This is a genomic window from Shewanella sp. BC20 (genome assembly GCF_003129585.1).
In the GTDB taxonomy this organism is placed as follows: domain Bacteria; phylum Pseudomonadota; class Gammaproteobacteria; order Enterobacterales; family Shewanellaceae; genus Shewanella; species Shewanella seohaensis.
This window is the reverse complement of record NZ_NHRI01000010.1, coordinates 159,884-184,545: the sequence shown is the minus strand read 5'-3', so window position 1 is coordinate 184,545 and position 24,662 is coordinate 159,884. Positions and strand designations below refer to the sequence as shown.

Here is a 24,662-nt window from a genome sequence, read left to right as displayed (position 1 = left end):
GGGCAGTAGAAGCAGATATCCATCAGGGCCAGAGAGATCCCTCAACAACAGGCCGGATATATGGGTGCAATGAACTCTTCTCAAAATCGCTATCGAATGTCTTGCAAACCGGATGGGTCCATATATGCACGATGAAAGCCAAACGACGATTTAAAAATCGACCGAGTTCCGGTGATTTTAATTTGGAGTTATCTATGAAACTAACAACCGCAAATCTACAGCAACCTTTAATGGCAAAGTTCGCCTTACTGGCGCTCCTCACCCTAGGCACACTTATCAGTTTACCTAGCCATGCCGCCACACTCAGTGCTGCGCAGCAACAAGTGGTAAAGTCTCACTTTGATAAACTGGCTCAGTCACAACAGCAGGCAGAAGAGCGCATGACTGAGCAGCTCGATCAAGAATTTAGCCGTCAATTAGCGGAGCAAGAACATCAGCTGATGCGCCAAGCTTGCCCTCGCTATGGCATGACCTTCGATATTAGCAGCAATGCCTGCTTGCGCTCTTAAGCCGAATTAAAACGGAAAACGCGCACTAAGCTCAGGATATTGCTGCTTTAAATCTTTGGGCTTAGTGCTAAATTTTTTACCCGCTGGCGTAGCCTTACCCGAAGGCATAAAAGGCAACTCCTTACCTGTTCTGTCTTCAAATAGTTGACCCGCGATCAAGTCGTAATCTTCGATAAAAGGATAGGCGTAGCCGTCCTTCTCAGGCCATGCCGTTAACTGCGCCAAAGTGTCTGGATTGGCAATCACCGCCTCGTAACGGGCCTGTCCAAGTGAGATCAGAAACGCGCGAAATTCAGCAAAGGCATAATCGGAATCACAGCCAGTGATGATATAAGCCGCTCCCCATACCGACCATAAGTAGCTACGACGCATCTGTTGACCAAACAATTTATCGAAGGCTTTTAACTCGTCGTCACTCAGCTCTGCCAACTTTTGCTTTAATGCCTGCGCTAAAGATTCCTGGGATTGCGCGGGTTCACTGCGGGTCACTAAGTCCCAAAATTCTACTTCTGTCATCACTTAACCTAATATTGAATGCCTAAGCAAAGGCGTATTCTACATGATAATACGGTTATGCTGGACTCAGTTCAGGGCTTTTCCTACACTTGCTCCACTTAAAATCAGCCATAAACGCTAACCCTATGCCTAAACGCCTTATTCTACTGATTGCCCTCTACACTCTGTTTGCTGTGGTAGCACTACTACGTGCCGTTGCAACCGGTTCGTTCGACCTCTTTAGCTTAGGTGTATTGCCGGTTTTGTTTGGCATACTCACACAGGCACCTTGGTCTAGCTTAGTGCTAAAAATTTATGTTGGATTACAGACTTTAGGCCTGTCAGCACTGGGGATTACCGCGATTATCGCCTATCAAATTACCCCGCAAGACGTCAAAGTGGTGGTTGAAGGCCACAACATCCCTATGTTGCCCTTAGTCTTGAGCATCATCGCCTTATTGTTAGTGCAGTATTGGGTAGCCTTTTCCCGCATCACCCATCATTATTTAACCGCAAAGGTAAAAGCGTAAGCTTGTTTATTGCTAAGCCCTTGTTTCTAGCCTAAGTTAACGGCTCCCTAAAAGACCTGATAAAGCCAGCCATTATGACTCATTTATCGCCTAGCGAACTCTCGATTCTCATTGTTGAGCCATCGGAAACCCAGCGCCGCATTATCATCAAGCGTTTACAGCAAGAAGGCATTATCAGCATTCAAAATGCCGCAAGTTTGACCCAAGCAAGGGAGTTGATTGCCCGCCACAAGCCGGATCTCATCGCCAGTGCCATGTATTTTGAAGATGGTACCGCGACCGAGTTTTTAAGCTACCTACGCACCAACAGTGAATACAAAGACATTCAATTTATGTTGGTTTCGAGCGAATGCCGCCGCGAGCAATTGGAGATTTTCCGTCAGTCTGGCGTGGTCGCGATTCTGCCAAAGCCCTTTAATGCCGAACACTTAGGCAAGGCGTTGAATGCAACTATCGATTTACTCAGCCATGATGAGCTCGACCTCAGCCACTTCGATGTGCATGACGTGCGTGTGCTCGTGGTTGATGACAGCCGCATGGCCCGCAATGTGATTAAACGTACCATTGGCAACCTTGGGATCAAGCAGATCACCGAAGCGGAAGACGGCGCTCAAGCCATTGAGTTAATGCGTAATAATATGTTTGACCTGATCATTACCGATTACAATATGCCCAGTGTCGATGGTCTGGCACTCACCCAATTTATCCGTAATGAAAGCCAGCAATCCCATGTGCCTATCCTCATGGTGTCTTCCGAGGCAAATGATGCTCACTTGAGCAATGTCTCTCAGGCGGGTGTCAATGCCCTGTGCGATAAACCCTTCGAACCCAAATTGGTGAAGCAGCTCTTATATCAACTGCTCGAAGAATAAAACCTAAGTCACGAATGGGGTAAATATTCTGCATTTTTGTTACTTATAGGACACAAGCCCGTAGCAAAGGGCTTTCCAATGCCCAAACCTTGTGGCATGTTAGGCACGCTGACTTAATAAATCTACGGAAAGAAGAGACAATAAAGATGAACAAAACTGAACTTATTGCCAAGATTGCAGAAAATGCCGATATCACTAAAGCTGAAGCAGCACGTGCATTGAAATCTTTCGAAGCAGCTATTACTGAATCAATGAAAAACGGTGACAAGATCTCTATCGTTGGATTTGGCTCTTTTGAAACCTCCACTCGCGCAGCTCGTACTGGCCGTAACCCACAGACAGGTAAAGAAATTCAGATCGCTGAAGCCACTGTGCCTAAGTTTAAAGCGGGTAAAACCTTGCGTGATAGTGTGAACTAATTCGCTCGACATTGATTATATAAAACGCCTCCTCTGTGAGGCGTTTTTTTTGCTCTCAAAAAAGCATGAAAGATGATTTTTTGCACAAACACAGTGCGTCAACCGCTCCATTTTTGAGCGTTTTAAAACATTTTATTAACACGCGTTGTGTAACCAATTGTTTTTAATGATGTTCAAATAATGGCATGTGATTAGCAATTCCCTTATCAGAAAAAACCATGATGCACCAATGTCACCCACTCTGTGGTGACATGAGTGAATCGATAAATAAGTCAATCGAGGGGATGAGAATGAGAAAATCACTGTACAGCGTTTTGGCATTATCGACGGGATTGTTATTAACGACCAACGCCTTTGCGGCGGTGTCCGGCAATATTGGCGGCACCTCAAACTATCTATGGCGCGGGGTCACTCAAACCAATGATGCGGTCGCTATTCAAGGAGGCATTGACTATAGCCATGACTCCGGATTCTATGCCGGCACTTGGGCCTCAAATGTCGACTTTGGCGACGATACCAGCTATGAGTTGGATCTCTACGCAGGCTACGGCGGCAACATCACCGAAGACCTCAGCTACGATATTGGCTACCTCTACTACGCTTACCCCGATGCCGAAGGCAGCATCGATTTTGGTGAACTGCACGGTGCCATCACCTGGAAATGGTTTGAACTCAGTTATTCCCACGTGATCAACGCCGGTGATGATGTCGCGGCTGAGCCATTAGATAACAAAGATATGAGTTATCTTGCGGCCACTGCGTCTTTCCCACTGACGGATAAACTGAGCCTGTCATTGCACTACGGCTATTCCAGTGGCGATGTGGTTGAATCTTGGTTCGATGAGGATAACTACGCAGATTACAACGTCACACTCAGTGCCGATACCAGCATGGGCACAGTCTCATTTATGGTGTCGGATACCGATCTGCAGGGTGATGACGCCAAGGTTGTTTTAGGTTATTCCTACGGATTTGATTTATAAAATTAAACGCTAAAAAAACGCCGCGATTATCGCGGCGTTTTTGTTAGGCTATCACGGCGCGATTCGATTTACGCGCTAATACCATCTTCTCAATATATTCCACGATAGGCTCAGTCACCGAAATCCCCGTGGTCTGCTCGATGCCTTCAATACCGGGCGCCGAGTTCACCTCTAGGATCAAGGGGCCGCGATTCGAACGTAAAATATCAACCCCCGCCACCACTAATCCCATGGCTTTCACAGCGGCAACCGCCATCTTGCGCTCTTCGGGCGTAATTTTTACTTTCTCGCCGCAGCCGCCTAAGTGCAGGTTAGAGCGAAAATCCCCTTCGGGCCCTTGGCGCTTCATCGAAGCCACCACTTTATCGCCGACCACAAAACAGCGAATATCGCTGCCGTTGGACTCCTGAATATATTCCTGCACCATAATATTGGCTTTCAGCCCTAAAAAGGCTTCAATCACGCTCTCGGCGGCGGTTTTAGTTTCGGCTAACACCACGCCAATCCCTTGGGTGCCTTCCAACAACTTAATCACTAAAGGGGCACCGCCCACCATGTTAATCAAGTCGGGAATATCATTGGGTTTATTGGCAAATCCCGTCACTGGCATGCCGATACCTTTGCGGGAAAGCAATTGCAGCGCGCGTAACTTGTCCCGTGAACGTGCGATTGAAATCGAGTCGTTGGCGGCAAATACGCCCATCATTTCAAACTGGCGCACAACGGCACAGCCGTAAAAGGTCACACTGGCGTGGATCCGCGGAATAATGGCATCGAATCCCGTTAACTCTTGGCCTTGATAATGAATGCTCGGCTTGATGGAGTTGATATTCATGTAGCAATTCAAGGTATTAATAACCACTGCTTCATGGCCACGGCTCTTGCAGGCCGCCACTAAACGTCGGGTGGAATACAACTCAGGGAACTGGGATAAGATACCTATTTTCATTGCCAAATGACCAAATTAAACACTGTGATTGAAGCTCTGAGCACACTGCATCAGAAAGGGGCGCAGATATTTGTCTATTGCTGAGTGTAAAGCAAGAAAATATTCCTCACCAGACTAAAACCTCGGCCCCAGCCAAACGTAAGATAATCTTCACAATTTAGGTTCGCTATTTAGGTTCGCTATTTAGGAAGTAAGGGAGTGATGTACTTAGCTTCAAATTCACTCGCCTCTATGGGGCGTGAGAAAAGGTATCCCTGTAACACATTGCAATGCCTTTCGGTGCAAAACTCGGCTTGCTCGACGGTTTCAATCCCTTCCGCTACCGCGGTGACGTTAAAACCATAGGCAAAATTGAGTAATGCGGCGAGTAAACGAGTGTCTTTTTCGTCCTTATCGTAGGAGGCAATAAAGCTCTTATCGATTTTTAATACACTGATTGGAAAGAGTTTAATATGCTCTAATGATGAAAAACCTGTGCCAAAGTCATCGAGGGCAAATCGCACCCCAAGTTGCGCAATTTTATCCAGCACCTTGGCATGCTCATGGGGCTCTTCAATCAAGCAATTTTCAGTGATCTCCAACTCCAGCACAGTGGGAGCAAGCCCAGTTGCATCCAGAGTTTTCACAATCTTCTCGTATAGGTCGATATGACCAATTTGTGAGGCGGATAGATTCACCGCCATGGTAAAACTGCGCCCAATCGGCGCTAAGAGGCTCAACCATTGCTGCGCCTGTCGGCAGGCCTCAAGCAGGATCCAATCCCCAATCTCCTCCATCAGTCCAATTTCTTCGGCAATGGGGAGGAACTGATCCGGTGAAATCAATCCATCTTGGGGATGTAACCAACGGATCAGCGCTTCCATACCGATCACTTGGTGAGTTTGGGAGTCGACTTGTGCCTGATAATAGACTTTTAACTGGTTCTGCCTTAGCGCCATTCTCAGACTAGACTCAATATGATTGCGATAGCGCACCTCACGGTCTAAGGCTTCGGAATAAAACTGGATCTGGTTACGGCCCATTTTTTTCGCGCGATACATGGCAATATCGGCGCATTTCATCAGCTCAGAGCTATCGGATGCGGCCTCGTTATAAAAGGCCACCCCAATACTGGCGCCAATCATCACGTCGTTATCCCCAAGCTCAAATACATCTTCAAAGGCCTTGAGTAACCGATTAGCGACTATCATGGGGAAATATTTATAGTCATTGTCAGTCACCAGCACCACAAACTCATCCCCACCTAAGCGGGCAATCACGTCACCATCGCGCAATACCGAACTTAACCTCGACGCCACCTTTACGAGTAAGATGTCACCCGTTTGATGCCCTAAAGTGTCGTTAATCGCTTTAAAATCATCCAGATCGAGCAAGATCACCGCTAAAAAATCGTTGCTGCGTTTCGCCCTCGCGATGGCGCGATTGAGACACAACTCAAATCCATAGCGATTCATTAATTTGGTGAGCGAATCGTGCTCGGCGAGTTCTTTGAGTTTTTGGTGGCTATTTCGTAAGGCTAGCGCCATAGAGGCACGTTGTTTGGCGTAACGAATTGAACGGCTTAGAATTCTTGAATTGACTTCATCTTTCAGTAAAAAATCCTGCGCACCTAACTCAATGCAGCGCTGCGCCAGTTTTTCATCTTCGTAACGACTCAGCATTACCACTACGGTTTGCTCTTGAGTCATAGAGTTAAGCTTGATCAACACTTCTAAGCCGTTAGCATCGGGCAGCAAATAATCGAGTAAGATACCGTCAAAATGACGCTCTAACGCAAGATTTAAACCATCAAACGCACAGTTAGCCTCAATGACATTAAAGGCTGATTTCGACTGCCGCAGCGCCCGAATAATGGCAGTTCTATCGACTTCATCATCATCGATCAGTAGTAAATCCATATACATATCCTATACGCTTGGAAGCTCCACTATGCGCCAGTAGCCTTCCAACATATTAAAAATGTTATTAAAACCGTCTTTAATATCCGTTTTCACCATGTAACCTGCAACGTGGTGACTGTACGCCCTCATCCTGTCTTCATCCGTACTTGAGGTCGTGAGCATAAAAACCACAGAGGAGGACAACACCGGATTGGAGCGAATATGTTCGAGAAATTCGAACCCATTCATGCGGGGCATATTGAGATCGAGCAAAATTAAATAGGATCCTTTGATGGCATCCGAATGAGTCAGAATAGAGAGCGCCTCGAGCCCATCCCTAGCCCGAATGAGCGGATTCAGTAAGCGCAGCTGCTTCATCGCCCTCTGCACCGCCATATAATCCACATCGTCATCATCCACTAATAAAATGGTGACTTGTTTGTAGTCATGACTATTGCTCATATCCCCTCCTTGTTGACTATGTGCATTGGCCAGCTAAACCGGAAACAACATCCTCGCTCTTCTGATTCTAGTTGAATTTTTCCGCCAAGACTTTCTACTGTCTTTTTAACTAATGACAGGCCTAAACCACTGCCTTCAACTTCATCTCTTGGTCTAAGGGTCTGGAACATTTGAAACACCTTTCCATGGAAACTACTGGCAATCCCAGGACCATCATCAATGACGCTAAACCAATAATGATGATTCGAGGTTTCACATATCACTTTGATGACACCTTCACCTTTATCATGGTGTTTAATCGCGTTGCTGATTAAGTTGCGGATCACCAGTTCTAACAAGGTTTTCACTGTCTTAAGCGTTGGGAAATTCCCTTCAAGCACTAAACTGAATCCCTGTGGCGGGGCCACTAAGGCAAACATATCTTCCACAAGCAGCCGAGTGTCGACTTCAACAATCTCGGTATCGACTCGACCAATACGCGAAAACATCAACAATCCGTCGAGTAGTAACACCATCCGCTGAATACGGCTTTGGATTAAACCTAAATATTTTTGAACATTTTCGTCGGTGTTCTCGGACAGATCTTCACTTAACCAGTCAGTTAATTGCTCTATGCCACGCAATGGTGACTTCAAATCATGGGAGGCAATGTAGGCAAACTGGTCAAGTTCCTTATTGATACGCTCAAGCTCCTTAGTATGTTCAATGCGCTGCGCTTCTATACGCTTACGCTCCGACACATTGTTTATCGTCGCCAATATCGACACGCCATTACTGAAGTGAATAGGTGTTAGCCCGACTTCAATCGCCAGCCGCGTCCCATCCTTACAGCATCCGAACAAGTCATCCCGCAACGACATGTTTTTCGCAATCGGTTGGGCAAGATAAGCGCCCATATGCTGTTGATGTATTTCCCTCAACCCTTCGGGCAGTAACATATTGATTGAACGACCGAGTAACTCATCCCGTGCGTATCCAAATAGGCGTTCGGCATGGGTGTTCACTAAGGTAATGACGCCACTTCTATCCACCATGAAAAGTGCGCTGGGTGAAGCTTCAATCACGAGGCGGAAGCGTTTTTCGTTGGCAATTAACTCTGCCGTTAATCGCGACTCTTGGTAGCGATTTCGCGCCATCGTCAGCACTGAGTAAAACAAGGCTAAGATAAACGCACTCCCAATCACCTGTAGCCACACACTTTGGGTTTGTTCTGCGCTTGAGATAAAGCGTGACTCAGAGGACACATCTAAACGCCAAACTTGGCCTTCCATGGTTTCTAGCTGGGATTGATAAAACACATCATTTGTAGAGGGCAAGACTTTATGACTGCTAAACATTAGGCTCTCGTTATTGGCCTCCATGCCATCGTAAATCGCCAGTTTTAATCCCGAAAAGCGTTTCCCCATAATCCCTTGCATCAGATCATTCATACGAAATGGGGCGTACACCACGCCGATGGCCTGTTGCTTACGCTCTTCCTCCGTCATCGGCTGACCACGGTATAAAGGGACATACATTAAAATGCCGGCCTGTGCATCGTCTGGAGTTTCTTGTACTAAGGTGACCTTACCCGATGCGGTGGGAAGCCCTGTGGCAATGGCATGTAAGATGGCCGTACTGCGGGTAGGCTCCGAGCACATGTCAAAACCAAATGCCCTTTGATTGCGCCAGTCAAATGGCTCTAGGTATTTGATGACGCAGTAGAACTCCCGCTCACCAGTGGGAGTGACTCGATAATCGCTAAAACCTTCCTGTTGCACCTCTTGCGTAAAGGAATCTAAATTGGCTGGAGTTAAGAGCTGCGCGAAGCCTAAACCTTGAATTCCTGGGTAATACTCGGTTAAGCGGGCATTAGAAACATAGAGTTGCCATTCATGGCGCGTCACCCCATCAGAGGCCAGAAATAATCCAACTCCGCCGCGCAATACTTGCTCATAGGCGGTCATGCGACTGCTGACGGCAGCAATAAGATCTTGAACATTATTGTTAAAACGCTCTTCACCCCGGTCTCGTAAATATTCTTCGAGGACATACCAGGATATCCCCATAAAAAAAACGGCGGCGAGTAACATCAACCAACTGGAACTGATTACGCTGGCATAAACATTTTTTGAGGGGCTGAAAGAATCGGGGAAACTATCCATGTCCATACACGCTAAATCCCTAGCACCAAGTTGATGATAATGACTTCTCCAAGTGTTGTTGGTGTTTTAGGCAAATTCAAGTCAATCCGACTATTTAAGTAGGAATTAACTTAGAAAATAAAAATAATGAGTTATGCGCTTAATCACAAAATTCAGCACTCGCTGAAATAGCCCAAAATAGCGCAACAATATGACAAGCCTACGACGTCGCGTTTCGGCACCTCGGGAAGAAAATTTTACGTTGACTCGCAAAATTTTTTGCTTTTCTGCCACACTCTTTTTAGATAGAAAGGCGTTAGGAACAACATGAGGAATTCGTTATGGCTCATATTACTGAAGTCGTGCCCAACGATACTGAAATTGAGGCAATGACCACCCCTAGAAACAGCAAAGCAGCCGAGGCAATGCAACATAAGCGCGAAATTAAGAAGCGCTTAGAAGATTACCTCGAACGCGCCGAGTTAAGACGTGCATTAGGAGATGACGACTTATTCTAAGCTTCCCGTTCCCATAAGGCGTTAGGTGACTCAAACCCGACGTTTTTCTAAAAGCCTCACCCAGCTCCTTGGGGCTGGGTGTACAATTTACTATTCTTTTGATGCTACTTTTTACCACTCTTATAGGCCTGAGTTTTGATCAGCAGCCATTCTGCTTTCGCACCGAGATACACATAAGCCCCTAACCCGACTAATAACCCTACCACGGCCAACATCATCCAAATCGCTGGCTCGATATATTGTTTCTCGCCCAGTGACGCCTTAAACATGGTCAATAAGGCCTCAATCGAAATGGCGATCAAAATCGTTGAAACAAAGCGAGTGATGGTTCGACGGGTGGAGCTGTGGCGAAAAATATCCTTATGCATTAACACTTCTTCCTCAAGAATAGTTTTACCAAGGTCAAAGATCGCTAACGCCAGAGTCATAAAGATAATGATCCCAAAGGGTTGCAATGGATCTTGCCCGACATGATCCACCACAAATAACCCATAAATATCCCTAAGCGCCGTCCAAAGTAGCACCATCACCAGCACAAAAAGCCCTGCGACTATCAAGCCATACACGGCTTTAAAGGCTGGCGTTACTCGCCGACGAGCACTGTCACCCATCATAAACTCAATCATTCGCGTCAAATCCACATCGACGACCAGATAACCCAGCTTTTGCTCCTGCTGCACAATGGCTAAGGAGGCTGATAAACATAAGTTCCCGCTGGCATTGGATAAATAAGGGCGAGTGATATTGACGCCATCGGACTCATCCCGATTAGTAAAATAGGGCCGCTGACTGCGGTCGCGATTCCCCCCAAGGGGCACTAACTTGATCTGCTGATCGACCACTGTGATATTTTGGCTAATCTGCACTCCTTGGGTATCGAGCAAATACATCAACTCGACAAAGGGGTAACTGCCCGCAATGCCTTTCATGGCCTTGATATCGACTTTAGGTTGGTGAAATAAGTCCGCATCGGCAATCCCCGTTAAAATGGACTCCATCAGCTCATGCACTGTGGCCTCGTATTCGTGATAACGCTCAATCACACTCAAATAGCTCATTGCAGCCATAACTCTCTCCCATCGACGTTATCCCATTGCTCAAACACCCAAAGCAGCTTTAATGCCAGCTGAATAAGTTAATGTTTAACAGTGGGTTATGAGATTAAGTTAACGCTGTCTCGCGCTAAAATAAGCCGCGTTGCACCAAAATGATTCATTAAATCGATAGTGTTTAAGGTATTTAATCGACAATATTCAATTGCTTGGGGGAAGAAACCTATAAATACAGCGGCTTTACCGCTATGATTAAGCTAATTTTTATCGTCCAAGTAGCAACAGGATTACGGGAATGTCAGAGTCGTTAGCCCAGTATCAAGAAGATTTACGCCGCCTTTCCGATGAGCTTATCCGCATCCAAACGCCGATTAAAATTTTAGATGCCATCAAATGGCCACGGGAAATGGAAGAGCGCTTTCTCTCCAGTAAAGGCACGGTTCTGCCAGCGATTAGCCAAGATTTTTATCAAAAAATTGCCTTGCCCTTCGATCCCGTTAAAACCCAAGCAGAGCTGCTTGCCTTAAAACAAGAAATCCACCGCCGTTTGGGTAAAAAAGACAAGCTGGGAAAAATCTTAGTTGCTAACGTCGACCAATATCGCTTAGTTGTCGATATGCTGGGTCATCGAGGAACCCCTGTCTTTGGTCAGCTGAGCCAAGAACTCTACGGCAGCGCCAGCCACAGATTACATGGCGATCGCCACACCCTGCGCCAATTGGGCGATAAGCTCAGTTATATTTTCTCATTGCCCGCCGCGCGGCATATGAACAAGCATCACCCTAAAATCATCAGTGCCCCCGAAGCCGTGAATGTGCTGAGTCAGCGATTGGAAAAATACTTTCACAGTGATGATATGCGGGTGCGTTTGAGTGACGGGATTGTGTCTGACGCCGCAGTGGGTGGCGATACGGTCAAACTCAACAGCAAAGCCATGTTCAGCGAGTCAGATCTCAATGTGTACGAAGTTCATGAAGGTTGGGTGCATGTAGGCACCACCCTCAATGGTCGGGCTCAACCCCATGCGACTTGGCTCAGCGTCGGTTCTCCCCGCGTAGCCGCCACCCAAGAAGGGCTTGCCGTCTTACTTGAAATGCTCACCCTAAGTTCTAACCCAGGCCGCGCCCGCCGTATTAGCGACCGTGTTGCTGCGGTAGATATGGCGGAAAATGGGGCAAACTTTATTGAAGTATTTAACTATTTTAGAGAGTTAAATCTTAGCGCTAAGGATAGTTATCGAGTCACACAAAGGGTGTTTCGTGGCGGCATGGTCGAAGGTGGCAGCTTTTTTACCAAAGATATTTCCTATGTGCGTGGTTATGTCGAAAACATCAACTTTATCCGCAGCGCCATCACATCGGGTTTACCCGAACTGATCCCTATGCTGTTTTTAGGCAAACTCGCCATTGAGGACATCCCCGTGCTCTATCAAGCTTGCCAAGAAGGAATTCTGACGCCACCTAAGTATTTGCCGCCGATGTTCGACAACTTCAGCGGCTTGTATGCTTGGTTTGGTTTCGCCTCAGGATTAGCAGGAATCGATCTGAAAGGGGTGCAACGTCACTTCACCCGCTTATTTAAAGACGTGCCCAGTATCGACCCAAGCCTCGAGTTACTCGACGACACTGAATTTGATAATAACTCGGACTAACGCTGTAATGTGGCCCACTGCACTCAAGACCCGTGGGCTATCACTTAAGCTGTCACCCAAACTAATTTGGGTAAGGCATTTAAATCCAACATATCTCCACGGGTGGCGATGGCCAGCGCTTTAGGCTTGGTTTTCGAGTCTTGATTCATCACAGCGACTAATCCCTGCTGCGCTTCGGGTTCGCCGTGAACAAGCACCAAGGGCGGCTGCGCTTCAAAATGTCGATACCAACGTAATAACTCCGCCTGATCCGCGTGGGCCGATAAGCCACCGACAGTGTGTAATTTAGCGGCAACTTTGATGCTATTACCATGGATAGTGAGTTCCTCGGCGCCATCGACTAAGGCGCGTCCCGGCGTACCAAGTGCTTGATAGCCACAGATAATCACATCGCATTCAGGGCGCCATAGATTGTGCTCTAAATGACTGCGGATACGGCCACCGTTACACATGCCGCTGCCCGCAATAATGATCAATCCTTTGTGCACATCGTTAAGAGCGATAGACTCCTCAGTCGTTTGAATAAATTCTACATTCGACAATAACGGATGTTGCCCCGGATGCTGGCGCGTAAAGCGCTTAAAATCATCATCCATTAAGGGATAGTTATTGACATACACCCGCGTCGCCTCAATCGCCATTGGACTGTCGAGGCAGACTTTCCAGCGGGAGAGATCCCACTCTTTGGCATACAGATGAAATAGATACAAAAGCTCCTGAGCACGCCCCACGGAGAAAGCCGGCAACAGAATATTGCCATGGCTCTCGGTCACCGCCTTGGCGAAAATCGCCTTTAACTCGGCCAGAGTATCGGTCCAACTGCGGTGGAAACGATTACCGTAGGTGCTTTCCATTAGCACTAAATCGGCGGTGTCGACTAAGGTGGGATTACGTAATATCGGCATGCCAGCACGGCCAAGATCGCCACTAAATACCAGTTTTTTCTGCGCTTTCCCTTCTGCCAACCAAAGCTCTACCAGTGCCGAGCCTAAAATATGCCCCGCATCCGATAAACAAATATCCACATGGGGGATCACTTGGGTGACTTGGCCATATTCAAGCGACACAAACTGAGTAATGGCCTGCTCCGCATCTTCTACGGTAAATAGCGGCTCTAGGGGTTCCAACTCATGCTTAGCACGCTTTTTATTGGTTCTTTCGGTATCGCGCACCTGCAACATGGCGGCATCTTTCAGCATGATGGCACACAGCTCTGCCGTCGCTTTATGGGTAAAAATCGGCCCGGTATAGCCCGCCTTAACCAACAGGGGTAAGCGGCCCGAATGATCAATATGGGCATGACTCAAAACAACGGCTGAAATCGCAAGGGGATCGAAGCTAAAAGGTTCGTGATTACGTAACTCATCGGCCTTGCCGCCTTGGATGAGACCGCAATCGAGCAGCATTTGCTTACCTGCCACTGTGAGTAAGTGGCACGAGCCAGTCACTTCCTCGGTCGCGCCCAAAAACTGCAATGTCATCTGCATAGCCTGCCTCCAGCATGTTTATCTCTTTTAAAGATAGACTATGCCCTTATTCCTAAAAGAAAAAGGAATAATTGGTAAAGCATGATCAAAGCCAACTTTCGATGTAAAACTTTGTGGATCAATAACCTAACAGTGGGTACAACTGGCCCTGACGAACCGCTTTATCGGCTTGTGTCAGCGTGCCATCCCGCTGCCATTGTTCGAGTTGTTTTTGCAATATGGGTTGCACTTCGGCGGCCGTCATACCTGCGCGAATATCCGCACTGTAGAGCAGTTTCAGCAAAATATAATCCAGCCCAGTGAGCAAATCCTGCGGTGTTTTATCGTTAAAAATGGAAGGAAATACTTTCACCGAATCATTGGGTAGGCCCAGCACTTGGGTGATTTCTTCCACCACGCAGGCCACCAATTTGCCATGCATTTGCGCTTGGTCGACGGGTATAACCACCCAAGCACGCTCAATTTCATTCTGGGAATTAAGCGCAAATTTGCCCATACAAACAGAGCCATGAATATTACTGGCCGCACTTGCCCCCATAAGACGCATCACCACATCGGCCCATTGGGATTGACGGGTAAAGACTAAGTGTAAATTGGCTTCTTCGAGCGAATCCACCTTGACAATACTGTGGCTAGTGATTTGTGCAAGATGGCTTAAATGCATCTGCACCAATTGTGCATGCAATCCATTATCGCCCACTTGATGCTCGACAAAGACACGCACGGGCTGACGCCATTTCCGAACCCGATGTTTATCTTTATCGTATTCATTTTTAAGGGCTACCTCATCGAAGGCTTGAATAATATAAGCGGGATTTTTCCAATCTCGAATAGGTTTTGGCACCAGGTTAAGTGTTGCATCGGACGTTATAGCAACGCCTAGTGTCGAATCGTTCGCGGCCTTCGCGGGCACGATAACGAATGGCAAAAACAGGGCGATTAAGCCAATGACAGCAGACCTTTTGAAACGCTTTAACCCCGAGAGCATCCTATTCCTATCCTTGTCGAGGCAGCTTGATAGAGATCAGTGCCGTCATTGCAATAAAGGCCGTCGAAATCCACAAACAGGCCACCACCCCATAACTCTGATACACCCAGCCCGAGAGCACGGTTCCGACTAAACGCCCCATGGCATTGGCCATATAATAGAATCCCACATCGAGGGATACCGCCTCTTCACTGGCGTAACTCACGATTAAATAGCTGTGCAGTGAAGAGTTAATCGCGAACAGTCCGCCAAATAACATCAGCCCCAAGATCAGACTGAGCTGTGGTGAGAAATCCAGATACAAACAGAGCGCAATTAATGCGGGAACAAAAGCTAATAAGGTCGACCAAACTAAGGCGGTATAACCATCGGGGATACGCTGCAAAGTGCCAGCTTCCGCTTTGCTCGCACCGGTGATCTTCGGTGCTAAGGTTTGCACTATGCCGTAGCCTATCACCCAGAGCGCTAAAAAGCCGCCCACGGCCCAATGCTCCCAGCCCCATTGGCTCGCCAGATACACGGGCAAAGCCACCACAAACCACACATCCCTTGCGGCAAACAAAAACAGGCGCGCCGCCGAGAGAATATTCACGCTGCGGCTCTTAGAAAAAATCTCGGTAAACTTAGGTTTGTTCTTCGCTTTCCCCAGATCTTTTTTCAGCAAGGCCAGACTCATTAACCACACCAGCGCAAGCACGGCCATCATGGCGGCAATCGCCATATTGAAACCTAATCCCGCTAACAAGGCGCCACCGAGGAAAAAGCCCGCTCCTTTGAGGGCATTTTTAGATCCGGTTAACAGGGCAACCCAATGGTAAAGCTTGCCCTGCTCCCCCTTTGGAACCAGCAATTTAATCGCGCTTTTGGCGCTCATTTTGTTGAGATCTTTAGCAATGCCCGAAAGCGCCTGCGCCGCCATCACCCAGGGCACGCCCGCGAGCCACAGCGGTAAACTGGCCGCTGGCACCAATAACATCCCTAATGCCAACACCTGCATGCCAAGGCCTAGATTCATGGTGCGATTGAGCCCTAGGCGAGCGCCGAGATAACCGCCCACCAGATTGGTCACGACGCCAAAAATCTCATAGAACAAGAACAACATCGCAATCGCGAATGGCGTATAACCGAGATCGTGAAAATGCAGTACCACCAACATCCGCAGCGCACCATCGGTTAAGGTAAAACTCCAATAATTGAAGGTGATCAGCAAATATTGCCGCACAGCCGCGGGCAATTGCATCAGTTGTTCAAATAGCTTGGCGGCAGGCACTGTGCTCTCCTAACGCGGTAAATCAAGCTGGCCGACTAAGCGGGCGAGCTCTGCCGTACGGTTGGCATATCCCCACTCATTGTCGTACCACACGTAAAGTTTTAGCTGAGTACCATTCACCACCATGGTCGAGAGCGCATCGACAATGCTCGAACGGGGATCGGTTTTATAATCAACCGAGACTAACGGCCGCTCCTCATAACCTAAAATGCCTTTGAGTTCACCTTCGGCGGCGGTTTGTAGCAGTGCATTCACTTCCGCTTCGGTCACGCTGCGCTCAAGCTCAAATACACAATCGGTGAGGGATGCGTTGGCGAGCGGCACCCGTACCGCATGGCCATTCAGCTTGCCCTTAAGCTCAGGGAAAATATGAGTAATTGCCGTCGCACTGCCCGTGGTGGTGGGGATTAAACTTAACCCACAGGCGCGGGCGCGGCGCAGATCCTTGTGCGGCGCATCCAGAATCGTTTGGGTGTTAGTAATATCATGGATAGTGGTCATGGAACCGTGCTTGATGCCAATCTGCTCATGGACAACTTTCACCACAGGTGCAAGACAGTTGGTCGTGCAGGAAGCCGCGGTCACAATCGGATGAATTGCCGGATCGTATAGTTGATGATTCACGCCCATCACCACATTTAACACACCTTCCTCTTTGACTGGCGCCGTCACCACCACCCGCTTCACGCCTTGATCTAAATAGGCTTGCAGTAAGGCTTTGGTTTTCATCACCCCGGAGGCTTCAATCACCACATCGCATCCCGACCAATCGGTCTCGGCAATTGTCTTATTGCCTGTGGTGCGAATGGTTTTATCTTGGATTTGAATGCCCTCGTGACTCGCCGTTACCGGATAACCCCAGCGACCATGGACTGAATCGAACTCAAGCAAATGGGCCAAGGTCGCCGCATCCCCTGCGGGATCGTTAATCTGCACAAACTCAACATCATCCCATTCCCACGCCGCACGCAGAGCTAAACGTCCCATACGCCCAAATCCATTAATCCCGATTTTAATTGCCATGATTTATAAACACCTGATTAACTTACAATTTATTTATTTTAAATATAATTATTTTGAAAAAAGATTAAGTCGCAAACCAATGGCGGGTGCGATTGGCAAAGTACACCAAAGACAACATCACAGGCACTTCGACCAAAACGCCCACCACGGTCGCCAGTGCCGCCCCAGAATGCAAACCAAAGAGCGAAATTGCTACGGCTACGGCTAATTCAAAGAAGTTAGAAGAACCTATCATGCTCGCGGGCGCGGCAATGGCATGGGTCAATTTGAGCTTTAGCGCCAACCAGTAAGTCAAAATAAAAATGCCATAGGTCTGAATAATCAAAGGAATAGCTATGAGCAGAATATTTTGTGGCTGTGTCACTATGGTCTTGGCCTGAAAACCAAATAACAGCACAACCGTCGCGAGTAGCCCTATCACAGACCAAGGTTTGAGTTTAGCTAATAGCTGCGGCACTGCGCTGGCACCATGGCTTGTCTCGAGGCGCTTTCGAGTTAACACGCCTGCGACTAAGGGCAATAAGACATACAACACCACTGAAAGCAGCAGGGTTTCCCACGGCACTTGAATATCACTCACCCCCAGCAACAACGCGCAGAGCGGCGCAAACAAAAACACCATAATGATATCGTTAACAGAGACTTGCACTAAAGTGTAGTTAGGATCGCCCTTCGTCAGTTGGCTCCAAACAAACACCATGGCGGTACAAGGAGCGACGCCGAGCAGAATCATCCCCGCGATATACTCACCCGCCGTTTGCGGGTCGATCCAAGGGGCAAACACCCATTTGAAGAACAACCAACCGAGCAAGGCCATGGTGAAGGGTTTAATTAGCCAGTTAATAGTGAGTGTCAGCAACAACCCCTTGGGATTTTTACCGACATGTTTAACCGCCGAAAAGTCAATCTGCACCATCATGGGATAGATCATCACCCAGATGAATAACGCAATAATCAAATTCACATGGGCCAACTCGACAGCCGCGATAGCGGAAAATGCCTCTGGCGCCAGATTCCCAAGCGTGACTCCAGCAAGAATACTCAAGCCAACCCAGACACTTAAATAACGTTCAAAGATCCCCATAACAACCTCGACTCACAAATTGCATTGTTTGCGACTCAGCAGCAGGCTTTAGCACGTTCGGGACGAGCCCCCATGCTGCACAGATTCTGCATACTTTCAGCTAAAAACGGGCTATTAGCCTCACAACTTTGCGCTAATACTTGCTGACACCAAGCACTCAGCTCAGGATTAATTTGATAAAACACCCATTGACCTTGGCGCCTATCGACTAAGATCCCTGCTTTTTTTAACTGCGCTAAATGCCGGGAGATCTTAGGTTGGATCTCCGACAGCGCGGCCATTAATTCACAAACGCACAGCTCCCCTTCCCGCTGGATCAGCAGTAAACATTTCAGCCGAGTCTCATCGGCAAGAGCCTTAAAAAATGCCACGGGTTGCATCGAGTGCTCCCAAAATGATCAGATCACATATGGAATAAAGCATATATGAAAAAACATATATAATCATCATAATCAAAATAAATTCTGTCTATAGCCTATTTAAATTTAAGAAGGATATTGTTTGAACAAGATCACATCAGCTAAATGGATATAAAAACCATCAATTGCAAATGATAATGGTTGCCATTAAAATCCGTACTAAGCTAAAAGTTATGGTGCAATATGTTGTTTTCTCTCCTCTACCACATCATCAAACCAAAGCTCTGTAATCATAAAAACATTAGATAATTGCCAAACTCCGGAGCCAATCCATATGTCTACTAAAGGCATTTTTCGTGTATCCCTTATTCAAATCGCCATTTTAAGTGTGCTTACTCAAACAGTTTATGCCGAAGAGTCCACACCCAATATCGAACACCTCGAAGTCAAAGGTATTCGCCAACCATTTCGAGGGGATGTGCCACTGAAAGCTCAGCCACAGGCGTTAGAAAGCCTGTCGATGGAGCAAATTAGCGATGCAGGTATATCGACGCTGATGGATGCGCTGGATTTATCGAGCTCAGTCAATCGTCAAAATAATTTTGGTGGTATGTGGGATAGTTTCGCCGTGCGCGGCTTTGTGGGCGATGAAAACGTTCCCTCGGGTTATCTAGTTAATGGTTATGATGCGGGACGTGGTTTTGGTGGTACCCGTGATACTGCGAACGTAGAAAGTATCGAGATTATGAAAGGTCCAGGATCTGCTCTTTATGGCCGTGCAGAACCAGGTGGCACCATCAATATCATCACCAAAAAACCTAAATTCTTCCAAGAAGGCTATCTGCAAGCCAGTGCTGGTCGCTGGGATAATTACCGTCTTGAGGGGGATTATACTAACGCCATTACCGACGATTTAGCCTTTAGGGTTAATGGTGCAATTGAAGATAAGGGGAGCTTTCGCAATCCTGTTGATTCGGAAAAACGGATTTTAACCCCCTCTTTGCTTTGGGTAGCCAGCGATACTACGCGCCTAAGCTATGAACTGGAATATGCAAACCAAAAAGTCCCCTTCGACCGCGGGATTGTGGCTATTGACGGCGACATTAAAGCCATACCCATTGATAGATATCTAGGTGAAGCCAGCGATGGTGCAACCCAAATAGATTTGTTAGCCCACCAATTTACCTTAGAACATGACTTTGGTAACTGGAGTTTATTATCGGGTATTAGCTACCGCGACACAGGACTTGAAGGCTACTCAAGCGATCCAGAGCTGGTGAAAAGTCGTCAAATGCTCAATATCGACGGTGAAACCCTAAGCCGTCAACATAACTACCGTAACTTCACCTCAACGGACTTATCGGGCCGCATTGAGTTAAGCGGTAAAGTCGAGACTGGCGATATTAGCCACCACCTTCTCATTGGCGCAGACGGTTATCACTTCCATTTCGACAAATATTGGGAGCGCTTCCGCCCAGCTGCTGGTGATACCACTTACAGCATCAATGTTTACAATCCAGTGTATGGACAAATTGCGCCCGAAGGCGCCCTGCTCTACAACCAAGTAGAGACTCAGGATAACTACGGGATCTATCTTCAGGACCAACTCGATCTCAGCGAAAAATGGAAGCTCACCTTAGGTGGCCGCTTTGACAGTTTCGAGCAAAGCATTGAAAACCATAAAAATCAGACAGAATCCAATCAAACCCAAAATGTCTTTAGTCCAAGAGCTGGTATCGTTTACGAATGGCAACCTTGGTTAAGCCTCTATGGCAGTTACTCTGAAGGTTTTCGCCCTAACACAGGTTCTGATTATCGCGGTGTCGCATTCGAACCCGAAGAGAGTAAATCCTATGAGCTAGGTACTAAGTTTGAGTTAGAAAATCTGACAGGCTCTATCGCCCTCTTCCGCGCCGAAAAGAGTAATGTGCTAACTGCAGACCCTGTGAATTCAGGTTTTTCAGCGGCACTAGGTAAAGCCGATAGCCAAGGGCTTGAGCTGGATTTGGCTGCCTACCTAACAGCCAATACTCAGCTGTTGCTATCCTACGCCTATACCGATGCCAAGACAGCTAACGATATTCTCAACGCAGATTGGGGTGTGAGCATTCCCGAAGGCAGTCGTTTAATCAACATTCCAAAACACAATGGTCATCTCACGCTAAAACATGATACTTCATTGTTTGGTTCCGATGCCTCCGCAGGAGCGACATTGCTTTATGTGGGCGATCGCTTAGGTGAAACCATTGATCCAAACTACATACTGCCGGCATATACCTTAGTGAATTTATTTAGCACCTACGCGTTAAATCAGGATGTTAGCCTGCAATTTAATATCACTAACCTATTCGACGAAGTTTACTATCAAAGCTCTTATTCATCGATGTGGACTATGCCTGGCGAGCCACGCAGCTACAAAGTCAGCGTTCGTTATAATTTCTAAGCACTGCTGATCCGTTTCCAATAAAAAAGCCCCAGCATCTTCCTGGGGCTTTTTACTCGGGCTCAATTACAAACCCCGCTGCCATTCCTGCCTTAAGGGAATGCTGCGCGGCGCGTTAATCGCCTGCTCGACCTGTGCCAGCAATTTGGCCTTGTCCTTACCTAATACTCCTTTTAGCACAAGGTAATTAGAGGCATGATCGGAGCGAAAAATCGTTTGCTCCAGCTCTAAATGGCTAAGCAGGGTTTGCATTTCTTGGAATAATCCCAATTGGTCCGGCAACTGAAACTGGCCATCAAACACGGCATCCATCCGCTCGGTGCCGAGCGGTAAAGTGACCACCAATGTAGATAAATAATCGGGCTGGGCAGCATTCATCAACTTGGCTGAGTTGATGGCATGTTGCAGCGATAATGCTACGCCACCTAAGCCATTGAGGATCATGACAGAAGACTTCATTCCCGCCGCGCGAATTTTTTGTAATGCCGCCAGCGATGACTCGAAAGTTTCGCCTTTTTTAATCTTGGCCAGCACTTCGTCATCACCACTTTCGCAGCCAACGTACAGTAGACTTAGGCCTAACTCCCGCAGCCGAGCGAGCTGCTCAGGGGTTTTATTATTCAAGTTACGCGGCAAACAATAACTGCTGATCCGCGTAACCTGTGGTAAGTGCTTATGGATTAACTCGCAAATCGCCTCTAGCCGTGCAAAGGGTAAGCTCATAGCATCACCATCGGCCAAAAACACCCGCGATACTGGCATACCAGTTTGGGCAATCGCGAGAATATCTTTTTCAATCTTATCGAGTTTTTGTGCTCTAAAGGCTTTTTGCGGCTGGGTGTACATATCGCAAAAACTGCACTGATTCCAACTACAACCGTTAGTCACTTGCAGTATTAACGACTTCCATTCTGATGGCGGTCTAAATACAGGTTCAATGTAGTTAATTAACACTGCAAACTCCTGTTAAACCAGATAAATTAAGCGATGACTTGATGGTAAGTTTCCACATGGAAAGACTCGACTAACTCGGGCATCACCTGATGGAAATAATGCTGAATGGCATCCTTAGCGCAGTGCTCATCGAACGCGGTGATATCGACAAACTTCTCCACAAAAGTCACACGGCGCGGTTCATCACGGCTGAGGTTGAGCTCATAACGGATGCAGCCTGCTTCGCGGCGCGTATCGGGGATCAGCGAAGCGAGCGCCGCAATCAAGGCCTCGGTTTTACCTTCTTTCGCTAAAAAGCTCGCGACGCAAACGAGTTGTTGTTGATTGATTTTGTAGTCCGTAACTGTCGTCATTTGATTTCCTTAATAAGAGTAAAGTCAGCTAGTTAAAAGCAGATTACTTAGGCTGGTAGCGCATATCAATATGGGGAATGCCATCTTCCAAATACATTTCGGAACAGGCGTTAAACCCGAGTTTTTGGTAGAAGCTTTTCAGATAATCCTGAGCACCAATTTGGATACCTGCAGCAGGCCAAGTGCTAAGAGCGGCATCAATCGCCCGTTGCATCAAGGGCATAGCCAGCCCTTTACCTCGTCCAGCTGGAGACACAACGACTCGGCCAATACTGGCCTCTGGATAACTCAGCCCAGGAGGTAAAATGCGGGCATAGGTGAGTAACTCGCCAGCGGGCGATAAGCCGATTACATGCTGGGTTTCAGGGTGCCTATCTTTATCATCAAGCTCAGGATAAGCACAGGCCTGCTCGACCACAAACACATCGACTCTCAATTTGAGAATCTCATACAAAGTGTTAGCAGTTAATTGATTAAATTTAAGATTTTGCCACTCGACTGAATCTTGTATCGACATAAAAAGGCTCTGCGTACTACCGGAAAAGAGCTCGAGTCTATCACAGCGGTCGCCGCATAAAAAAGCGCCTTAATCCTGGGGGAATTAAGGCGCAAGGGTTACGCATTGCGAAAACGAAATGAGTCAGTCTTATTCAATTACCGCATCGTGGGCGACTGGCCCTTGAGGTTTACGGATAAGCAGCACAGCCAGCACGGCAATTAACAACATGGCCCCCATAATCAAAAACACATCGTTATAGGCTTGAATATAGGCCTGCTGACTCATGGTTTGCCCTAACAGTGCTTTGGCCTGCATGGAGGCGGTATAGGGATCCGAGCCGCCCTGTTGCAACATACTGGCGCTCTGATTCAAATAATCCTGCGCCTGTGTGCTGACCGCTGGCAGAGACTCCTTCACATGGGCCAAATGACTACGGGCCAAGTTATCGGTTAAGGTCGCCACCAGCGCGATACCAAAGGCGCCGCCTAAGTTACGCATTACGTTCAGCACGGTCGAAGCCGAAGGATTCTCATGGGGCTTTAAATGGGCCGTCGCCAACATGCCAATGGGCACTAAGATAAAGGGCTGGCCTAAGGCGCGCACCACTTGGGAGGCGATCATCTGCGGCCCAGCGTAATCGGCGGTCATTTGGCTATTCATGTAATAACTGAGGGCAAACATAAAAAAGCCGAAGGCGGCTAAATAACGCCCGTCGAAACGTTGCATTAAACGCGGCACTAATGGCAATACCAACAACTGCGGGAAGCCCATCCACATAATGACTTCACCGATTTCCAGCGGCGTGTAATCATGCACTTGAGACAAATAAAGTGGGATCAAATAGATAGCACCAAAGAGTGCCATCCCCAGCAAAAAGTAAGCTATGGTCGAAAGCACAAAATCGCGTTTACCGAGCAGGCGTAAATTCACTAAAGGATCTTTACGTTTAAGCTGGATCCACACAAACAGCACTAAATTCACTGCGGCAATGATGGCAAGATTGCGGATCAAATCCGAGCCAAACCAATCCTTGCGGTTACCTTCCTCAAGTACCACTTCGAGGCAGCCCATACCCAGCGCCATAGTGACAATGCCCGCTAAGTCGGCATTTTTCAGTTTGTCCCACACCACGGGGCGTTTTTCGAGACCATAGGCCAACATCGCCATCACCAGCAAGCCGGGCGGCACGTTAATATAAAACAGGTAATGCCAACTAAAATGCTCGGTTAACCAACCACCTAAGGTTGGGCCAATCGAGGGGGCAAACGTCGCCGTCACCCCGAATAACGCCATCCCCACGGCACGTTTATTCTCGGGTAAAAATTCTAAGATCAGCCGAAAGGCTAGCGGGATCAGCGCGCCACCAAAGAAGCCCTGCAACGCCCGAAAGGCGATCATGGCCTCGAGGTTCCACGAAATCGAACACAGGATAGAAGCAAAGATAAAGGCAGCTGTGGTCCACAACAGATAACGCCTGACCGACAGTCCTGTGCTTAACCAACCCGAGAGCGGGATCGCAATCATCTCTGCAACAAGATAAGCTGTTGAAATCCAACTGCCTTCCTCCAGCGTTGCGCCGAGACTGCCTTGGATTTCCTTCATCGAGGCATTAGTGATTTGAATATCGAGGATCGCCATAAAGGCGCCAATCAAACCACCGAAAACAGCAATCCACGATCGGCGACTACCACGCTCATATTCGCTCGGTGTAGCCCCCGCGGCGATAGCCTCAGGTGCCGCAGCAATTGTGCTCATGTTA

24 protein-coding genes are annotated in these 24,662 nt (G+C 47.7%); 8 read left to right on the top strand and 16 right to left on the bottom strand.

Translation table 11 applies throughout. The features are described 5' to 3' along the window. Positions 1-194: 194 nt before the first annotated feature. Positions 195-509 (top strand): hypothetical protein, encoded by a 315-nt coding sequence (locus CBX96_RS12320; RefSeq protein ID WP_109286901.1) that lies wholly within the window; start codon positions 195-197, stop codon positions 507-509. 6 nt (positions 510-515) lie between these two features. Here CBX96_RS12320 and CBX96_RS12315 read toward each other — a convergent pair whose 3' ends face one another. Beyond that, complete coding sequence (locus tag CBX96_RS12315; protein WP_109286900.1) at positions 516-1,025, bottom strand: DUF4240 domain-containing protein; 510 nt, start codon at positions 1,023-1,025, stop codon at positions 516-518. Between the two features lie 125 nt (positions 1,026-1,150). Between CBX96_RS12315 and CBX96_RS12310 the strand changes: the two genes are divergently transcribed. The 4 genes from CBX96_RS12310 to CBX96_RS12295 all read left to right on the top strand — a co-directional run bounded on the left by CBX96_RS12310 (position 1,151) and on the right by CBX96_RS12295 (position 3,808). Further along, positions 1,151-1,534 (top strand): hypothetical protein, encoded by a 384-nt coding sequence (locus tag CBX96_RS12310; protein ID WP_109286899.1) that lies wholly within the window; start codon positions 1,151-1,153, stop codon positions 1,532-1,534. A gap of 74 nt (positions 1,535-1,608) precedes the next feature. Continuing rightward, on the top strand, positions 1,609-2,406 hold the full coding sequence (locus CBX96_RS12305) for a response regulator (RefSeq protein ID WP_086902964.1): 798 nt from the start codon (positions 1,609-1,611) through the stop codon (positions 2,404-2,406). 146 nt (positions 2,407-2,552) lie between these two features. Continuing rightward, complete coding sequence (locus CBX96_RS12300) at positions 2,553-2,825, top strand: HU family DNA-binding protein (RefSeq protein WP_011621350.1); 273 nt, start codon at positions 2,553-2,555, stop codon at positions 2,823-2,825. 290 nt (positions 2,826-3,115) lie between these two features. Beyond that, positions 3,116-3,808, top strand: coding sequence for a TorF family putative porin (locus CBX96_RS12295; protein WP_109286898.1), 693 nt, complete (start codon positions 3,116-3,118; stop codon positions 3,806-3,808). Positions 3,809-3,851: 43 nt separating this feature from the next. Here the strand turns inward: CBX96_RS12295 and rimK are convergent, their stop codons facing one another. The 4 genes from rimK to CBX96_RS12275 all read right to left on the bottom strand — a co-directional run bounded on the left by rimK (position 3,852) and on the right by CBX96_RS12275 (position 9,249). Beyond that, entirely contained in the window at positions 3,852-4,757 is a 906-nt protein-coding gene (gene rimK / locus CBX96_RS12290) for a 30S ribosomal protein S6--L-glutamate ligase (protein WP_109286897.1), read from the bottom strand. 179 nt (positions 4,758-4,936) lie between these two features. Beyond that, positions 4,937-6,655 (bottom strand): bifunctional diguanylate cyclase/phosphodiesterase, encoded by a 1,719-nt coding sequence (locus CBX96_RS12285; protein WP_109286896.1) that lies wholly within the window; start codon positions 6,653-6,655, stop codon positions 4,937-4,939. 9 nt (positions 6,656-6,664) lie between these two features. Beyond that, positions 6,665-7,099: a response regulator gene (locus tag CBX96_RS12280; RefSeq protein ID WP_109286895.1), complete on the bottom strand. Its 435-nt coding sequence runs from the start codon at positions 7,097-7,099 to the stop codon at positions 6,665-6,667. Beyond that, positions 7,096-9,249: a CHASE domain-containing protein gene (locus tag CBX96_RS12275; protein WP_109286894.1), complete on the bottom strand. Its 2,154-nt coding sequence runs from the start codon at positions 9,247-9,249 to the stop codon at positions 7,096-7,098. Before CBX96_RS12275 ends, CBX96_RS12280 begins: the two co-directional genes overlap by 4 nt. 314 nt (positions 9,250-9,563) lie before the next feature. Between CBX96_RS12275 and CBX96_RS12270 the strand changes: the two genes are divergently transcribed. Further along, complete coding sequence (locus CBX96_RS12270) at positions 9,564-9,740, top strand: PA3496 family putative envelope integrity protein (protein ID WP_011070882.1); 177 nt, start codon at positions 9,564-9,566, stop codon at positions 9,738-9,740. A 104-nt stretch (positions 9,741-9,844) separates the two neighbouring features. Here the strand turns inward: CBX96_RS12270 and CBX96_RS12265 are convergent, their stop codons facing one another. Further along, positions 9,845-10,807 (bottom strand): PDC sensor domain-containing protein, encoded by a 963-nt coding sequence (locus tag CBX96_RS12265; RefSeq protein WP_023268836.1) that lies wholly within the window; start codon positions 10,805-10,807, stop codon positions 9,845-9,847. 280 nt (positions 10,808-11,087) lie between these two features. Between CBX96_RS12265 and CBX96_RS12260 the strand changes: the two genes are divergently transcribed. Further along, positions 11,088-12,443, top strand: a complete 1,356-nt coding sequence (locus tag CBX96_RS12260; protein ID WP_086902970.1) for a flavohemoglobin expression-modulating QEGLA motif protein — start codon at positions 11,088-11,090, stop codon at positions 12,441-12,443. A 44-nt stretch (positions 12,444-12,487) separates the two neighbouring features. Here the strand turns inward: CBX96_RS12260 and CBX96_RS12255 are convergent, their stop codons facing one another. The 6 genes from CBX96_RS12255 to CBX96_RS12230 form a co-directional block, all read right to left on the bottom strand. Further along, entirely contained in the window at positions 12,488-13,930 is a 1,443-nt protein-coding gene (locus CBX96_RS12255; RefSeq protein ID WP_109286893.1) for an MBL fold metallo-hydrolase RNA specificity domain-containing protein, read from the bottom strand. 118 nt (positions 13,931-14,048) lie between these two features. Beyond that, positions 14,049-14,918: a DUF2927 domain-containing protein gene (locus tag CBX96_RS12250; RefSeq protein WP_258294551.1), complete on the bottom strand. Its 870-nt coding sequence runs from the start codon at positions 14,916-14,918 to the stop codon at positions 14,049-14,051. A gap of 7 nt (positions 14,919-14,925) precedes the next feature. Further along, positions 14,926-16,188: an organoarsenical effux MFS transporter ArsJ gene (gene arsJ, locus CBX96_RS12245; protein WP_109286892.1), complete on the bottom strand. Its 1,263-nt coding sequence runs from the start codon at positions 16,186-16,188 to the stop codon at positions 14,926-14,928. 9 nt (positions 16,189-16,197) lie between these two features. Further along, positions 16,198-17,211 carry an ArsJ-associated glyceraldehyde-3-phosphate dehydrogenase gene (locus CBX96_RS12240; RefSeq protein WP_109286891.1) on the bottom strand — a complete coding sequence of 338 codons (1,014 nt, stop codon included), beginning with the start codon at positions 17,209-17,211 and terminating at the stop codon, positions 16,198-16,200. A 64-nt stretch (positions 17,212-17,275) separates the two neighbouring features. Further along, the gene (arsB, locus tag CBX96_RS12235) at positions 17,276-18,295 is read right to left on the bottom strand and encodes an ACR3 family arsenite efflux transporter (protein WP_109286890.1); all 1,020 of its coding nucleotides are present in this window, start codon (positions 18,293-18,295) and stop codon (positions 17,276-17,278) included. Between the two features lie 35 nt (positions 18,296-18,330). Continuing rightward, positions 18,331-18,675, bottom strand: coding sequence for a metalloregulator ArsR/SmtB family transcription factor (locus CBX96_RS12230; protein WP_011627301.1), 345 nt, complete (start codon positions 18,673-18,675; stop codon positions 18,331-18,333). 313 nt (positions 18,676-18,988) lie between these two features. Between CBX96_RS12230 and CBX96_RS12225 the strand changes: the two genes are divergently transcribed. Beyond that, positions 18,989-21,097, top strand: coding sequence for a TonB-dependent siderophore receptor (locus CBX96_RS12225; RefSeq protein WP_109286889.1), 2,109 nt, complete (start codon positions 18,989-18,991; stop codon positions 21,095-21,097). Positions 21,098-21,163: 66 nt separating this feature from the next. On the opposite strand, the gene CBX96_RS12220 is transcribed toward CBX96_RS12225, so the two are convergent. From CBX96_RS12220 to CBX96_RS12205, 4 genes are all read right to left on the bottom strand, one after another. Further along, a complete protein-coding gene (locus tag CBX96_RS12220) occupies positions 21,164-22,051 on the bottom strand; it encodes a radical SAM protein (RefSeq protein ID WP_109286888.1) in 888 nt (295 codons plus the stop codon). A gap of 26 nt (positions 22,052-22,077) precedes the next feature. Further along, on the bottom strand, positions 22,078-22,404 hold the full coding sequence (locus CBX96_RS12215) for a putative quinol monooxygenase (protein ID WP_109286887.1): 327 nt from the start codon (positions 22,402-22,404) through the stop codon (positions 22,078-22,080). Between the two features lie 43 nt (positions 22,405-22,447). Continuing rightward, positions 22,448-22,921 (bottom strand): GNAT family N-acetyltransferase, encoded by a 474-nt coding sequence (locus CBX96_RS12210; RefSeq protein WP_011627306.1) that lies wholly within the window; start codon positions 22,919-22,921, stop codon positions 22,448-22,450. 129 nt (positions 22,922-23,050) lie between these two features. Further along, entirely contained in the window at positions 23,051-24,658 is a 1,608-nt protein-coding gene (locus tag CBX96_RS12205; RefSeq protein WP_109286886.1) for a DHA2 family efflux MFS transporter permease subunit, read from the bottom strand. Between the last annotated feature and the right edge of the window lie 4 nt (positions 24,659-24,662).